The organism is Pseudomonas japonica (assembly GCF_900188455.1).
GTDB lineage: Bacteria > Pseudomonadota > Gammaproteobacteria > Pseudomonadales > Pseudomonadaceae > Aquipseudomonas > Aquipseudomonas japonica.
Genome location: NZ_FZOL01000003.1, coordinates 279,337 through 294,305 on the forward strand (window position 1 = coordinate 279,337; position 14,969 = coordinate 294,305).

Genomic DNA, 14,969 nt, shown 5'->3' on the forward strand with positions numbered 1-14,969 from the left:
ATGAAATGCCGCAGAGCTGATTCCTTCGCCACCTTGCCGCGAGGTGGCCGCGATGACTGATACCAACGAGCGCCAGGGCATCCACCTGACCCGCGCCCTGAAGAGCCGGCACATCTTCATGCTGTCCCTGGGCGGGGTGATCGGCACCGGGCTGTTCATGGGCTCCGGGGTGACCATCAACCAGGGCGGGCCGATGGGCGCCGTGCTGGCGTACCTGGTGGCCGGGCTGCTGATGTACCTGGTGATGGTCTGCCTCGGCGAGCTGTCGGTGCAGATGCCGGTTTCGGGCTCGTTCCAGGCCCATGCCACGCGCTATATCGGGCCGGCCACCGGTTTCATGATCGGCTGGGTGTACTGGATGAGCTGGGCCACCACCGTGGGCCTGGAATTCACCGCTGCCGGCATGCTCATGACCCGCTGGTTCCCCGAGGTGCCGATCTGGTACTGGTCGGCGCTGTTCGTGGTGGTCCTGTTCGGCCTCAACGCCCTGGCCACCCGCGCCTTCGGCGAGGCGGAATACTGGTTCTCCGGGATCAAGGTGGCGACCATCCTCGCGTTCATCGTCATCGGCGTGCTGGTGATGTTCGGCGGCATCCCGCTGTCCAGCGGCGCGCCGGCGCCGAAGTTCGACAACCTGATCGGCGATTCGCTGTTCCCCAACGGCATCTCGGCGGTGTTCGCGGTGATGATGACCGTGGTCTACGCCTTCCAGGGCTGCGAGATCATGGGCGTGGCTGCCGGCGAGACCGATCAGCCGGAGAAGAGCATTCCCCGTGCCGTGCGCAACGTGGTGTTCCGCGTGCTGATCTTCTATGTGCTGGCGATCCTGGTGCTCTCGGCCATCGTCCCGTGGCAGCAGGCCGGGCTGATGGAAAGCCCGTTCGTGCAGGTGTTCGACATGGTCGGCATTCCGTTCGCCGCCGACGTGATGAACTTCGTGATCCTCACCGCGATCCTCTCGGTGGGCAACTCCGGGCTGTATGCCTCGACGCGGATCCTCTGGGCCATGTCCAGGACCGGCATGGCCCCGCGCAGCCTGACGCCGTTGAGCAGCCGCGGCGTACCGCTGCGGGCGTTGTGCATCACCCTGTGCTTCGCCCTGATCTCGCTGATGACCAGCTTCGTCGCCGCGGACACCCTGTTCATGGTGCTGATGGCGGTGAGCGGGATGTCCGGCACCGTGACCTGGATCGTCATTGCCCTGGCCCAGTACCGCTTCCGCAAGGCCTTCCTGAGCGAGGGCGGCAAGCTCGAAGAGCTCAAGTACCGCGCGCCGCTGTACCCGCTGGTGCCGCTGTTGTGCATCACCTTGTGCAGCTCGCTGTTCGTGTTCCTGGCGATGGATGAGACGCAGCGGCCTTCGTTGTACTGGGGCTTCGGGTTCATTGCGCTGTGCTATGCGGCGTATTTCATGGTGAACCGCAAGCGGCAGGGGCAACTCCTGCCTGATGCGTCGGGTATTTGACTATATAAAACAAATAGTTATGTGACTTTCCTGCTGCATTTCCTAAACCTGAATCGCTGGCAAGCCAGCTCCCACAGGTATCCCATCGCGCTTGAGAGCAGCGGTGAGCCTGTGGGAGCTGGCTTGCCAGCGATTGGTTCTTGAAAACACGGCAAATCCCACCTGCCATGAGTTGTGCAAAGTTGTAACAGGCACGATCCGACACCCTCATGATGTCTGATAAAAACCAATTAAAAACAGATAGTTAAAGGCGTTTTTGCACCTGTTACATCACATCAGGCGCTCGATTGCCGCCTTGTTGAACGCTCGTTTAGTATCTCCCTCATTCCTCACCCAAACCACAACAACACCGAGGCCTGCCATGACCAACCTGTCGCCCCTGTCGAACAAAGTCGAAGCCGGCGTAGCCTGGATCACCCTCAACCGTCCGGATCAGCGCAACGCGCTGGACATCCCCACCCTCAAGCACCTGCACGCGCTGCTCGATGACTTCAACGCCGACCCGGCCGTGCGCGTCGTGGTGCTCACCGGCAGCGGCCGCAGCTTCTGCGCCGGTGCCGACCTCGCCGAATGGGCCGATGCCGAAGCCCGCGGCATCCTCGAAAGCTACGGCTGGACGGAAACCGCCCACGCCCTGATGCAACGCCTGCACAGCCTGGACAAGCCAACCATCGCCGCGGTCAACGGCACCGCGGTGGGCGGCGGCATGGACCTGGCGCTGTGCTGCGACCTGCGCGTGGCCGGCGCTTCGGCGCGCTTCAAGGCCGGCTACACCAGCATGGCCTACAGCCCCGACGCCGGTGCCAGTTGGCACCTGCCACGGCTGATCGGCGAGGAGCAGGCCAAGCGCCTGCTGTTCCTCGACGAACTCTGGGGTGCCGAACGCGCCCTGGCCAGCGGCCTGGTGGGCGAGGTGGTGGCCGATGAGCAACTGCTCGGCCATGTCGCCGAACTGGCCGCGCGCCTGGCCCAGGGCCCGACCTTCGCCTACGCCCAGACCAAGCGCCTGATCCGCGACGGCGCCCAGCGCACCCTGGCCGAGCAACTGCGCGAGGAACTCGCCGCCGGCCTGCTCTGCGGCCGCAGCGCCGACGGCGCCGAGGCGTTGCGCGCCTCGGTGGAGCGTCGTGCGCCTGTATTCGTTGGTAAATGAATAACTTACAAGAACTTCTTGAGGACGTTTCGCAATGAATTTCCAACTGACCCAAGAACAAGAAATGTTGGTGGAAGCGGTCCGCAGCTTCGTCACCCGTGAACTGTTGCCCCATGAGGAAGAGGTCGATCGCGCCGACGCGGTGTCGCCGGAACTGGCCGCGCAGATCCGCGGCAAGGCCATCGCCGCAGGGTTCTACGCCTTCAACATGCCCGAGGAAGTCGGCGGCGGCGGTCTCGACTACCTGTCCCAGGCCCTGGTCGAGCGCGAGCTGTCCAGGGTCTCCTGGGCCCTGCATGTGTTCGTCGCCCGCCCGTCGAAGATCCTCATGGCCTGCAAGGACCGGCAGATCGACGACTACCTGATTCCCTGCGTGCAGGGCGAGAAGACCGACTGCTTCGCCCTCACCGAGCCGGGCGCCGGCTCCGACGCCAACGCGATCAAGACCCGCGCGGTGCGCGAGGGCGACGACTTCGTCATCAATGGCAGCAAGCACTTCATCAGCCATGCCGGCCACGCCGATTTCGCCATTGTCTTCGCCGTCACCGACACCTACGAACACAACGGCCGCAAGCGCAATGCCGTGACCGCCTTCCTGGTCGACCGCGGCACCCCGGGCATGACCGTGCGCCGCGGGCCGAAATGCGTGAGCAACCGCGGCTACCACACCTACGAGCTGTTCTTCGATGACTGCCGGGTGCCGGCGAGCAAGGTCCTCGGCGAAGTGGACAAGGGCTGGGAAGTGGCCAATGCCTGGCTCACCGCCGGGCGTGTGATGGTCGCCGCCAACTGCGTCGGCCAGGCCCAGCGCGCCATGGACCTGGCGCTGCAATGGGCGGCGGACCGCAAGCAGTTCGGCCAGGCCATCGGCAGCTACCAGGGGGTGTCGTTCAAGCTGGCCGACATGGCCACGCAGATCCGCGCCGCCGAACTGCTGACCCTGCACACCGCGTGGAAGATGGACCAGGGCAGCATGAGCGATGGCGAGGCCGGCATGGCCAAGCTGTTCGCCAGTGAAGTGCTGGGCAAGGTGGCCGACGAGGCGGTGCAGATCTTCGGCGGCATGGGCCTGATGGACGAGGGCCCGGTGGAGCGCATCTGGCGCAACGCGCGGATCGAGCGGATCTGGGAAGGCACCTCGGAAATCCAGCGCCACATCATTTCCCGCGAACTGCTGCGGCCTTTGCTGCGCTGAGGAGACGCCCATGTCGCCATCCATTCGTGACAACCTCAAGCGCCTGCTGGCCCCGCGGCACCTGGCCTTCATCGGCGGCCGGAGCATGGCCCGGGCCCTGCGGCGCTGCGCCGACGGCGGCTTCGCCGGGCAGATGTGGCTGGTCAACCCGCAACACGAGAGCATCGACGGCGTGCCGTGCGTGGCCAGTGTCGCCGAGCTGCCCTGCGGGCCGGACGCGGTGTTCATCGCCACCAACCGCGAGCTGACCCTGCAATGCGTCGGCGAACTGGCCGCCATCGGCGCCGGCGGCGCCATCTGCTACGCCTCGGGCTTCGCCGAGACCGGCGAAGAAGGCCTGCGCCTGCAACGGCAACTGCTGGACGCCGCGGGCCATATGGCCTTGCTCGGCCCCAACTGCTACGGCCTGCTCGACTACCTGCAGTGCGCCGCCCTGTGGCCGGTGGCCCATGGCGGACGCAAGGTGGAGCAGGGCGTGGCGGTGCTGACCCAGAGCGGCAACTTCGCCTACAACCTGTCCATGAGCGACCGTTCGCTGCCGGTGGCCTACATGGCCTCGGTGGGCAACCAGGCGCAACTGGGCGTCGCCGAGCTGATGGACGTGCTGCTCGACGATCCGCGGGTGACCGCCATCGGCCTGCACCTGGAAGGCCTGAAGAACGTACCGGGCTTTGCCCGCGCCGCGCACAAGGCGCTGGAGAAGGGCATCCCGATCGTTGCGCTGAAGACCGGCGTATCGCAGATCGGCGCCGAACTGGCGCTCAGTCATACCAGCTCGCTGTCGGGCTCCGATGCCCTGTACGACAGCCTGTTCCGTCGCCTCGGGGTGATCCGCGTCAGCGGCCCGGTGAGCTTTATCGAAACCCTCAAGGCCGCGGCATGCGGCCAACTGCCGACGGGCGAACGCCTGGTCGCGCTGGCCTGTTCCGGCGGCGATGCCGGGCTGATCGCCGACTACGCCGAGCGCAATCACCTGAACCTGCCGAAGCTGAACGACGGACAGGTGCAGCAACTGGCCGGCGTGCTCCCGGCCTACGCCAACCTGGTCAACCCACTGGACTTCACCACGGCGATCTGGGGCGACGAGGCGGCGCTGCGCACGATGCTCGACGCCGCCCTGACCAGCGATGCCGACGCGGCCATGCTGGTGCTGGACTATCCCGCCGAGTTCACCGGCGAGCGCAAGGAATGCGACCTGCTCCTGGAATTGTTCTGCGCGGCGCTGCGGCGCCATGGCAAGACCGGCTTCGTCACCTCGGCCTTGCCCGAGCTGCTGCCGGCCAAGGCCCGCGAGCGCCTGCATGCCCAGGGCATCGCTGCCCTGCAGGGCGTCGAGGACGGCCTGGCCGCGTGGGGCCGGATCGTCGCCTGGCAGCGGGAGCGTCGGCGTCTGCTGGCCCTGGGCGAGTCGGCGCTGGTGCCGCTGTGCCCCCGTGCACTGCCGGGCGAGGCCGATCTGCTGGACGAATGGCAGTCGAAACAGGCCCTGCGCGCCTTCGGTCTCGACGTCCCCGCTGGCGTGCTGAGTACGCCGCAACGGGCCGCCCAGGACGCTGCCGGCGTCGGCTTCCCGCTGGTACTCAAAGCCGTCAGCGCACAACTGCCGCACAAGACCGAAGCCGGTGCCGTGGCCCTGAACCTCAAGGATGCCCAGGCCGTGGACAGCGCGCTGGCGACCATGCGCGAGCGCATCGCCGCCTACGCCCCGGACGTGCCGTTCGACAAGGTGCTGCTGGAATCCATGGCCGCAGCGCCGCTGGCGGAACTGATCGTCGGCATCAAGCGCGAGAACGATTTCGCCCTGGCCCTGGTGATCGGCGCCGGCGGCGTGCTGGTGGAGCTGCTCAAGGACAGCGTCAGCCTGCTGCTGCCGACCACCGACGGCGCCATCCGCCAGGCCGTGCTCGGCCTGCGCAGCGCTGCCTTGCTGCAGGGTTTCCGGGGGCGTCCCGAGGCCGATCTGGACGCCGTGGTCGCGGCAATCCGCGCCGTGGCCGACTACGCCTGCGAAAACGCCGGGCGCCTGCTGGAGCTGGATGTGAACCCACTGATGGTCGGTGCCCACGGCACCACCGCGGTCGATGCGTTGATCCGCCTCGGCCAGGTACAAGGAGACGAACATGCATGAATCCACCCTGACCGGCGGCCAGGCCCTGGTGCGCCTGCTGGCCAACTACGGCGTCGACACGGTGTTCGGCATCCCCGGCGTGCACACCCTGGAGCTGTATCGCGGCCTGCCCGGCAGCGGTATCCGCCATGTCCTGACCCGCCACGAGCAGGGCGCCGGCTTCATGGCCGACGGCTATGCGCGGGTCAGCGGCAAGCCGGGGGTGTGCTTCGTCATCACCGGCCCCGGGGTGACCAATGCCGCCACCGCCATCGGCCAGGCCTATGCCGACTCGGTGCCGCTGCTGGTGATTTCCAGCGTCAACCACACCGCCAGCCTCGGCAAAGGCTGGGGCTGCCTGCACGAAACCCAGGACCAGCGCGCCATGACCGCGCCGATCACCGCGTTTTCCGCCGTGGCCCTGAGCGCCGCGGACCTGCCGCAACTGATCGCCCGGGCCTGGGCGGTGTTCGACAGCGAGCGTCCGCGGCCGGTGCACATTTCCGTGCCGCTGGATGTGCTGGCGGCGCCGGTGGCCCACGACTGGAGCAACGAGGTGGTGCGCCGCCCGGGCCGTGGCGTGCCGTCGTCTGAGCGGTTGGAGCAGGCCGCCGCACGTCTGGCCGCGGCGAAAAGGCCGATGATCATTGCCGGTGGCGGCGCCATCGATGCTTCGGCGGAGCTGCAATGCCTGAGCACCCGCCTGGCCGCGCCGGTCTTCACCAGCGTCGCCGGCAAGGGCCTGCTGGCACCGGAGGCACCGCTGAATGCCGGAGCCAGCCTGTGCGTCGAACCGGGCTGGCAACTGATCGCCGAGGCCGATGTGGTCCTGGCGGTGGGCACCGAGATGGCCGACACCGATTTCTGGCGCGAGCGCCTGCCGCTGAGTGGCGAGTTGCTGCGGGTGGATATCGATCCGCGCAAGTTCAATGATTTCTATCCCTGCGCCCTGGCCCTGCACGGCGATGCCCGGCAGACCCTGGCGGGGATTCTCGACTATCTGCCGGACACCCGCCGCGAGGCCGCGGCCGCCATCGCGGCGGTCGCCGGCTTGCGCCGGGCCATCCGCGCCGGGCACGGGCCGCTGCAGGGCATTCACCAGGCGATTCTCGACCGGGTGGCCGCGGAACTGCCGGAAAACGCCTTCATCAGCACCGACATGACCCAGCTGGCCTACACCGGCAACTATGCTTTCGCCAGCCGCGCGCCGCGCAGTTGGCTGCATCCGACCGGTTACGGAACCCTGGGCTACGGGCTGCCGGCGGGAATCGGCGCGATGTTTGGCGGCGACGGGCGTCCGGGCCTGGTGCTGGTCGGTGATGGCGGGTTTCTCTACACCGCCCAGGAACTGGCCACCGCGGTGGAGGAACTGGACCGCCCGCTGGTGGTGCTGTTGTGGAACAACGATGCCCTTGGGCAGATCCGCGATGACATGCTCGGCCTGGATATCGAGCCGATCGGCGTGCTGCCGCGCAACCCGGATTTCGCCGGCCTTGGCCGCGCGTTCGGTTGCCATGTGGCGCAACCGGCCAGCCTCGACGAGCTGCAAAGGGAACTGCGCGGCGGCTTCGCCCGCAACGGCGTGACCCTGATCGAACTCAAGCACGCCTGTGCCCGCTGAAATAGGAGCTTTGCCATGCGTTTTTCCAGTCTGACCCAGCGTATCGCCGGTGACGGTGCCGCCGCCTGGGAGATTCACTACCGCGCCCTGGCCATGCGGGCCGAGGGCCGGGACGTGCTGTTGCTGTCGGTGGGCGATCCGGATTTCGACACGCCGCAACCCATCGTCGAGGCGGCTGTCGACAGCCTGCGCGGCGGTCATACCCATTACTCCGATATCCGCGGCAAGCAACCGCTGCGCGAAGCGATCGCCCGGCGTTACCGGCAGCGCGGCGGCCAGGCGGTGGATGCCGACCAGGTCACGGTGCTGGCCGGCGCCCAGTGCGCGCTGTTCTGCGTGGCCCAGTGCGTGCTGGAAGCGGGGGACGAGGTGATCGTTCCGGAGCCGATGTACGTCACCTACGAGGCGGTGTTCGGTGCCTGCGGCGCGCGGATCGTCACCGTCCCGGCGCGCCCGGAGAACGGCTTTCGCGTCGACCCGGCGGATGTCGCCGCGCGCATCACCCCGCGCACCCGCGCCCTGGCCCTGAACAGCCCGCACAACCCCACCGGCGCCAGCCTGCCGCGCGCCACCTGGGAGGCCCTGGCCGAACTGTGCGTGGCCCATGACCTGTGGCTGATCTCCGACGAGGTCTACAGCGAGCTGCTGTACCACGGCCAGCACATCAGCCCGGCCAGCCTGCCGGGCATGGCCGAGCGCACCGCGACCATCAACAGCCTGTCCAAGTCCCATGCCATGACCGGCTGGCGGGTCGGCTGGGTGATCGGCTCCCGCGAGCTGGCCGCGCACCTGGAAAACCTTGCGCTGTGCATGCTCTATGGCTTGCCGGATTTCATTCAGGACGCCGCCGTGGTGGCCCTGTCGCACGAACTGCCGGAGGTGGAAAGCATGCGCGAGACCTACCGCCAGCGCTGCGAGCTGGTCTGCGCGCAGTTGGAGGCCAGTCCCGGGCTCAAGGTGGTGAGGCCCGATGGCGGCATGTTCGTGATGGTCGATATCCGCGCCACCGGCCTCAGCGCCCAGGCGTTTTCTTCCCGCCTGCTGGAGACCGAGGGGGTTTCCGTGCTTGCCGGCGAGGCCTTCGGGCCGAGCGCGGCGGGGCACATCCGCCTCGGCCTGGTACTGGACAGCGCCGGGCTGCGGGAGGCCTGCACGCGGATCGCCCGTTGCGCCGCCGCGCTGCTGGAGAGCAAGGCCCATGCGTGAGTATTCGCGGCTGTACATCGACGGTGCCTGGCGTACACCGAGCGGGCAGGGCATGGCCGAGGTGATCGACCCGGCCAGCGAAAGCGCCATCGGCCGGGTCCCGCTGGGCGACCAGGCCGATGTCGAGCGCGCCGTGCAGGCGGCGCACCGGGCCTTCGGCGACTGGTCGCGGACGCCGTCCAGCGTGCGCGCCGGCTATATCCGCGCCCTGGTCGAACAGTTGCGCACCCGCGCCGCGGACATGGCCGATGTCATCACCGCCGAGCTGGGCATGCCGGTGCAGTGGTGCCGCAGCGTGCAGGTCGAGGGCCCCATCACCGGCCTCGCGCAGTACGTCGAACTGGCCGGGCTGATGGACCGTGTGCATGAAGTCGGCAACTCGCGGGTGTACCGCGAGGCCGTGGGCGTCTGCGCCTTCATCAACCCGTGGAACTACCCGTTGCACCAGTTGCTCGGCAAGCTGGCCCCGGCCCTGGCCGCCGGTTGCACCGTGGTGGTCAAGCCGAGCCAGGAAACCCCGCTGCATGCCTTCCTGCTCGCCGAGATGATCGATGCCATCGGCCTGCCGCCGGGGGTGTTCAACCTGGTCAGCGGGCCGGGCTCGAAAGTCGGCGAGGCGCTGGCCCGGCATCCGCTGGTGGACATGGTTTCGTTCACCGGCTCCACCGGCGCCGGCGTGCGTGTGGCCCAGGCCGCGGCGCCGACGGTCAAGCGCGTGTGCCTGGAACTGGGCGGCAAGTCGCCGCTGCTGATCACCGCCGACGCCGACCTGGGCGCGGCGGTACGCCATGGCGTGCAGGACGTGATGATCAACTCGGGGCAGACCTGCACCGCGCTGACCCGCATGCTGCTGCCGGCCGAGCATTACGCCGAGGCGGTGGAGATCGCCGCGGCCGAAGCGCGGGCGCTGGTCATGGGCGATCCGCGGGATCCCGCCAGCTTCCTTGGACCGATGTGTTCGGCCGCGCAGCGGCAAACCGTGCGCGAGTACATCGGTATTGGCCAGGCGGAGGGCGCGCGCCTGGTCTGTGGCGACGAACCCGTGCCCGAACGCGGCTTCTATCTGGCGCCGACGATCTTCGCCGGGGTCGACAACCGCATGCGCATCGCCCAGGAGGAAATCTTCGGTCCGGTGCTGTGCCTGATTCCCTACCGTGACGAAAACGAGGCCATCGATCTGGCGAATGATTCGCCATTTGGCCTGTCCAGCGCCGTCTGGGCCGGCACTTCCGAGCGGGGGCTGGAACTGGCGCGGCGGATCCGCGCCGGGCAGTGCTTTGTCAATGGCGCGGGCTTCAACTACTGTGCGCCCTTCGGCGGCTACAAGCAGTCCGGCAACGGCCGCGAGTGGGGCGAGGAAGGGCTGGGCGAATTCGTCGAAATCAAGGCCGTGCAGGTCTGACTGACTCCAACAAGGACCGCTTCATGAACGTACTGATCGTGCATGCTCATCCCGAGCCGCAATCCTTTACCGCCGCCCTGCGGGACCAGGCTGTCGAAACCTTTCGTGGCCAGGGTCACGAAGTCCGGGTCAGCGACCTCTATGCCATGGGCTGGAACCCGGTGGCCAGCGCCGCCGACTTCGCCAGCCGGGAGAACCCCGAGTACCTGGTGTATGCCCTGGAACAGCGCCTGGGGGTGAAGAGCGGCGCCATCGCCGCGGATATCCAGGAGGAACTGGACAAGCTGCTGTGGGCCGACCTGCTGGTGCTCAACTTCCCGATCTTCTGGTTCTCGGCGCCGGCCATGCTCAAGGGCTGGATCGACCGCGTGCTGGTGTCGGGGGTGTGCTATGGCGGCAAGCGTTTCTACGACCAGGGTGGCCTGGCCGGCAAGCGCGCGCTGGTCACCGTGACCCTTGGCGGGCGCGAGCACATGTTCGGCGAAGGGGCGATCCACGGGCCGCTGGAGGACATGCTGCGGCCGATCCTGCGCGGCACCCTGGCCTATGTCGGCTTCGATGTGCTGCCGCCGTTCGTGGCCTGGCACGTGCCCTATATCAGCGACGAAGCGCGCAAGGGCTTCCTGGAGGATTACCGGGTGCGGCTGGAGCGGCTGTCGGATGATCTGCCGCTGGAATTCCCCAGGCTGTCGCAGTTCGATGAGGCGCTGTACCCCCTGAAATAACCTGCAGCGCCGACTCTGTAGGAGCTGGCTTGTCGGGGCGCCGAACCGCTGCGAAAGGACCGCAAAGCGGTCCCGGAACTCACCGCTATCGGGGACCGCTGCGCGGTCCTTTCGCGGGCGAGCCCGCTCCTACAGAATGAAAGAAGGCCCACGTCGTCCCAGGCCGGCGACATACCCAAAAACGACCCCCCACCCATTCGGGTTATGTCCCCCTCCCGGCAAACCCCCGATAGTGATTCCACCGGCTCATTCCGAGCAGTCACACGATGGAGTTGCTATGGGCAAGGCACCAAAGGTGATCGGCAGTCTTCTCCTGGCAGGCGCGGCAACGCTCGCCCTGGCCGGTGAAGCGGACACCGGCAATACGCTCAGGCTGTACAACTGGACCGACTACATCGGCGAAACCACCCTGGCCGATTTCGAGAAGGCCACCGGCATCAAGGTGATCTACGACACCTTCGACGGCTACGAGACCGTGCAGACCAAACTGCTCACCGGTCGCTCCGGCTACGACCTGGTGATGCTCAACGCCTCCCTGGTGCCGCCGCTGATCAAGGCCGGGGTGTTCCAGGCCCTGGACAAGCAGCTGCTGCCAAGCTGGAACAACCTCGATCCCAAGGTGCTGGCCAGCCTCCAGGGCTACGACCCCGGCCTGAAGTTTTCCGCGCCCTACACCTGGGGCAGCTCCGGTGTCACCTACAACGTCGACAAGATCAAGGCCCGTATGCCCGACGCGCCCATCGGCTCGCTGGCCATGCTCTTCGATCCGAAGATCGTCGCGCGCTTCGCCGACTGCGGCGTGACCCTGATGGACGCGCCCAGCGAGGTCATCCCGCTGGCCCTGCAGTACCTCGGCAAGGACCCGCACAGCGCCACCCCGGCCGACCTCGACGCCGCGCAGAAGCTGCTCCTGGATATCCGCCCGTACATCCGCAAGTTCGACTCGGTGAACTACCTCACCAGCCTGCCCAACGGCGATGTCTGCCTGGCCCTGACCTGGTCCGGCGACTACGCCACCGCCCAGGCTCGTGCCGAGGAGGCGAAGAAGGACATCCACCTGAAGTTCTTCATCCCCGGCGAAGGCTCGCTGATCTGGTTCGACAACCTGTACCTGCCCAAGGACGCGCCCCACGTCGCCAACGCGCACAGGTTCATCGAGTTCCTCCTGCAGCCGCAGAACATGGCCGGGGTGACCAACCTCATCCACTACGCCAACAGCAATGCGGCGGCGACCGCGCTGGTCAAGGCCGAGATTCGCGACGACCCGACCATCTACCCCGATGACGCCACCCGCCAGCGCCTGTTCGCCCAGAAGACCCAGTCGGCGCGGGACATGCGCGCCATCACCCGGGTGTGGAACACGGTCAAGACCGGTTACTGATTGCCTTCCTTCATCGCCTACCGCAAGGAGCTGCCCATGAGCATGCCCAACACAGCGCTGGACCCGAGCTTCGTCGTCGATCCCCTGGTGGAAGCCGACAAGGCTCACTACATGCACGGCTACCACATGTTCGACGAGCACCGCGAACAGGGGGCGCTGAACATCGTCGCCGGGGAGGGCGCGTACATCCGCGACACCGAGGGCAACCGCTTCCTCGACGCCGTCGGCGGCATGTGGTGCACCAACATCGGCCTGGGCCGCGAGGAAATGGCCCTGGCCATCGCCGACCAGGTGCGCCGCCTGGCCTATTCCAACCCGTTTTCCGACATGGCCAACGATGTCGCCATCCAGCTCTGCCAGAAGCTTGCGCAACTGGCCCCGGGCGACCTGAACCACGTGTTCCTCACCACCGGCGGCTCCACCGCGGTGGATACTGCCTACCGCCTGATCCAGTACTACCAGAACTGCCGTGGCAAGCCGGAGAAGAAGCACATCATCGCCCGCTACAACGCCTACCACGGCTCCACCACCCTGACCATGTCGATCGGCAACAAGGCCGCCGACCGGGTGCCGGAGTTCGACTACGCCAACGAGCTGATCCACCACGTCTCCAACCCCAACCCGTACCGGGCGCCGGACGACATGGACGAGGCGGAGTTCCTCGACTTCCTGGTGGCCGAGTTCGAGGACAGGATCCATTCCCTCGGCTCGGACAAGGTCGCGGCGTTCTTCGCCGAGCCGATCATGGGTTCCGGCGGCGTGATCATCCCGCCCAAGGGTTACTTCCAGCGCATGTGGGAGCTGTGCCAGACCTACGACATCCTGTTCGTCGCCGACGAAGTGGTGACCTCCTTCGGCCGCCTCGGCACCTTCTTCGCCAGCGAAGAACTGTTCGGTGTGCAGCCGGACATCATCACCACTGCCAAGGGCCTGACCTCGGCCTACCTGCCGCTGGGGGCGTGCATCTTCTCCGAGCGCATCTGGAAGGTCATCGCCGAGCCGGGCAAGGGCCGCTGCTTCACCCACGGTTTCACCTACAGCGGTCATCCGGTGTGCTGCACCGCGGCCTTGAAGAACATCGAGATCATCGAGCGGGAGAACCTGCTGGCCCATGTCAACGACGTCGGCGGCTACCTGGAACAACGCCTGGCGACCCTGCGCGAGCTGCCGCTGGTGGGCGATGTGCGCTGCATGAAGTTGATGGCCTGTGTCGAGTTCGTCGCCGACAAGACCAGCAAGGCACTGTTCGCCGACGCGGTGAACATCGGCGAGCGGATTCATCGCAAGGCTCAGGCCAAGGGCCTGCTGGTACGGCCGATCATGCACCTGAACGTGATGTCGCCGCCGCTGGTGATCACCCATGCCCAGGTCGACGAGATCGTCGAGATCCTGCGCCAGTGCATCCTCGACAGCGCCGCCGAGCTGCGCGCCGAAGGCCTGTACCACGGCCTATGAACAGCCCGCGCCGCCCTGTGCGCCAGCATGCCCGGAAGGCTAGACTGCCGGGCATGACCCAGGCCACTCCCGATACCCCCGTCCCCTTGACCTTCGCCACCCTGCAGCGCTGGCATGCCGCGCTGCAGACCGCCTTGATCCACTGCGAGCGGCCCGACGCCCTGGGCCACCTGGCCGCGGCCATCGGCGAGCTGGTGTCGGTGGAGTCGATGATGATCAGCCTCGAATGCCGTGGCCGCGCGCCGCAGCTGCTGTATCAGCAGGGCATTCCCGAGCGCTACCGCGACGCCGTGCTCAAGCGCTATTTCGCCGCTGGCTACCTGCTCGATCCGTTCTGCCTGGCGGTGGAAAACGGCCTGGCCGAGGGGTTCTACCACCTGGCGGAGATCGCCCCGGACCATTTCTTCGACAGCGACTACTACAAGACCTACTACCTGGCCACCGGTTGCAGCGAGGACAGCTACTTCATCGCCGACCTCGGCGAGGACCGCAAGCTGTCCCTGAGCCTGTTCCAGGGCTGCAGCGGCACGCGCCTGAGCACTGCGCAACTGGACCTGCTGCGTGCGGTGGAGCCGATGGTCCGCGAGGTGCTGCGCCGGCATGGCCTGCACTGCCTGGTCGAAGCCGGTGGTGGCGTCGAGCGCGGTGGCTTGCAGGCGGCGTTCGACAGTTTCGGCTGCCAGGTGCTGACCGACCGTGAGCGGGAGGTCGCGCAGATGATTCTGCGTGGGCATTCGGTGAAGTCCACGGCTATCGAGCTGGGGATTTCGCCGGAGACGGTGCGTATGCATCGCAAGAATCTGTATTTGAAGTTGGAGATCAATTCGCAGTCGGAGTTGTTTGCGTGTTTTATCGAGTGGTTGCGGCAGGGGTAGGGCTAAGGTTTGGCAGAGGATCGCGGTGGGGCTGGCAGGTGCCTGTATTGGGGCTTGCAGCGCTCTTGAGATCGAGCGCCGTCCGCACGGCGCTTCGCGAGCAAGCTCGCTCCCACAGTTTGTTGCAACGCGCCTATGTCTGACAGGCCATGGTTGACCGCCTCGTTAGCACGACGAGACATCAAGTCGATCCAAATGTCCTCTACGCCGACACCTGCCATGCACCAAGGCTGACAACCCCAATCCCACAGACCATGGCGCGTTGCAACGGACTGTGGGAGCGAGCTTGCTCGCGAAGCGCCGTGCGGACGGCGCTCGATCTCAAGAGCGCCAGAAGAGCATCGACATGCACCGCGAAGCGCTGCTAGATCCTGAGAGCCCTAT

11 protein-coding genes are annotated in these 14,969 nt (G+C 66.8%); all 11 read left to right on the top strand.

All coding sequences use genetic code 11. From position 1 onward, the window contains the following. Nucleotides 1-52 precede the first annotated feature (52 nt). Nucleotides 53-1,465 (top strand): amino acid permease, encoded by a 1,413-nt coding sequence (locus CHB99_RS06065; protein ID WP_042126996.1) that lies wholly within the window; start codon nt 53-55, stop codon nt 1,463-1,465. Between the two features lie 361 nt (nt 1,466-1,826). Beyond that, entirely contained in the window at nt 1,827-2,618 is a 792-nt protein-coding gene (locus CHB99_RS06070) for an enoyl-CoA hydratase/isomerase family protein (protein WP_042126994.1), read from the top strand. Between the two features lie 34 nt (nt 2,619-2,652). Then, entirely contained in the window at nt 2,653-3,813 is a 1,161-nt protein-coding gene (locus CHB99_RS06075; RefSeq protein ID WP_042126992.1) for an acyl-CoA dehydrogenase family protein, read from the top strand. 10 nt (nt 3,814-3,823) lie between these two features. Then, nucleotides 3,824-5,941: an acetate--CoA ligase family protein gene (locus tag CHB99_RS06080; protein WP_042126990.1), complete on the top strand. Its 2,118-nt coding sequence runs from the start codon at nt 3,824-3,826 to the stop codon at nt 5,939-5,941. Further along, the gene (locus CHB99_RS06085; protein ID WP_042126989.1) at nt 5,934-7,541 is read left to right on the top strand and encodes a 5-guanidino-2-oxopentanoate decarboxylase; all 1,608 of its coding nucleotides are present in this window, start codon (nt 5,934-5,936) and stop codon (nt 7,539-7,541) included. The genes CHB99_RS06080 and CHB99_RS06085 overlap by 8 nt, the downstream gene beginning before the upstream one ends. 15 nt (nt 7,542-7,556) lie before the next feature. Continuing rightward, on the top strand, nt 7,557-8,747 hold the full coding sequence (locus tag CHB99_RS06090) for a pyridoxal phosphate-dependent aminotransferase (RefSeq protein ID WP_042126987.1): 1,191 nt from the start codon (nt 7,557-7,559) through the stop codon (nt 8,745-8,747). Continuing rightward, the gene (locus CHB99_RS06095; protein WP_042126985.1) at nt 8,740-10,149 is read left to right on the top strand and encodes an aldehyde dehydrogenase family protein; all 1,410 of its coding nucleotides are present in this window, start codon (nt 8,740-8,742) and stop codon (nt 10,147-10,149) included. Before CHB99_RS06090 ends, CHB99_RS06095 begins: the two co-directional genes overlap by 8 nt. 23 nt (nt 10,150-10,172) lie before the next feature. Beyond that, a complete protein-coding gene (locus CHB99_RS06100) occupies nt 10,173-10,874 on the top strand; it encodes an NAD(P)H-dependent oxidoreductase (RefSeq protein ID WP_042126983.1) in 702 nt (233 codons plus the stop codon). A 277-nt stretch (nt 10,875-11,151) separates the two neighbouring features. Beyond that, entirely contained in the window at nt 11,152-12,255 is a 1,104-nt protein-coding gene (locus tag CHB99_RS06105; protein ID WP_042126980.1) for a polyamine ABC transporter substrate-binding protein, read from the top strand. A 42-nt stretch (nt 12,256-12,297) separates the two neighbouring features. Next, nucleotides 12,298-13,710 (top strand): aminotransferase, encoded by a 1,413-nt coding sequence (locus tag CHB99_RS06110; protein WP_089266448.1) that lies wholly within the window; start codon nt 12,298-12,300, stop codon nt 13,708-13,710. 53 nt (nt 13,711-13,763) lie between these two features. After that, nucleotides 13,764-14,585, top strand: coding sequence for a helix-turn-helix transcriptional regulator (locus tag CHB99_RS06115; protein ID WP_042126978.1), 822 nt, complete (start codon nt 13,764-13,766; stop codon nt 14,583-14,585). Nucleotides 14,586-14,969: the final 384 nt, after the last annotated feature.

Coding starts and splice junctions, on each gene's coding strand:
- CHB99_RS06065 (WP_042126996.1), top strand. CDS start 53: ATGACTGATACCAACGAGCGCCAGGGCATCCACCTGACCCGCGCCCTG.
- CHB99_RS06070 (WP_042126994.1), top strand. CDS start 1,827: ATGACCAACCTGTCGCCCCTGTCGAACAAAGTCGAAGCCGGCGTAGCC.
- CHB99_RS06075 (WP_042126992.1), top strand. CDS start 2,653: ATGAATTTCCAACTGACCCAAGAACAAGAAATGTTGGTGGAAGCGGTC.
- CHB99_RS06080 (WP_042126990.1), top strand. CDS start 3,824: ATGTCGCCATCCATTCGTGACAACCTCAAGCGCCTGCTGGCCCCGCGG.
- CHB99_RS06085 (WP_042126989.1), top strand. CDS start 5,934: ATGCATGAATCCACCCTGACCGGCGGCCAGGCCCTGGTGCGCCTGCTG.
- CHB99_RS06090 (WP_042126987.1), top strand. CDS start 7,557: ATGCGTTTTTCCAGTCTGACCCAGCGTATCGCCGGTGACGGTGCCGCC.
- CHB99_RS06095 (WP_042126985.1), top strand. CDS start 8,740: ATGCGTGAGTATTCGCGGCTGTACATCGACGGTGCCTGGCGTACACCG.
- CHB99_RS06100 (WP_042126983.1), top strand. CDS start 10,173: ATGAACGTACTGATCGTGCATGCTCATCCCGAGCCGCAATCCTTTACC.
- CHB99_RS06105 (WP_042126980.1), top strand. CDS start 11,152: ATGGGCAAGGCACCAAAGGTGATCGGCAGTCTTCTCCTGGCAGGCGCG.
- CHB99_RS06110 (WP_089266448.1), top strand. CDS start 12,298: ATGCCCAACACAGCGCTGGACCCGAGCTTCGTCGTCGATCCCCTGGTG.
- CHB99_RS06115 (WP_042126978.1), top strand. CDS start 13,764: ATGACCCAGGCCACTCCCGATACCCCCGTCCCCTTGACCTTCGCCACC.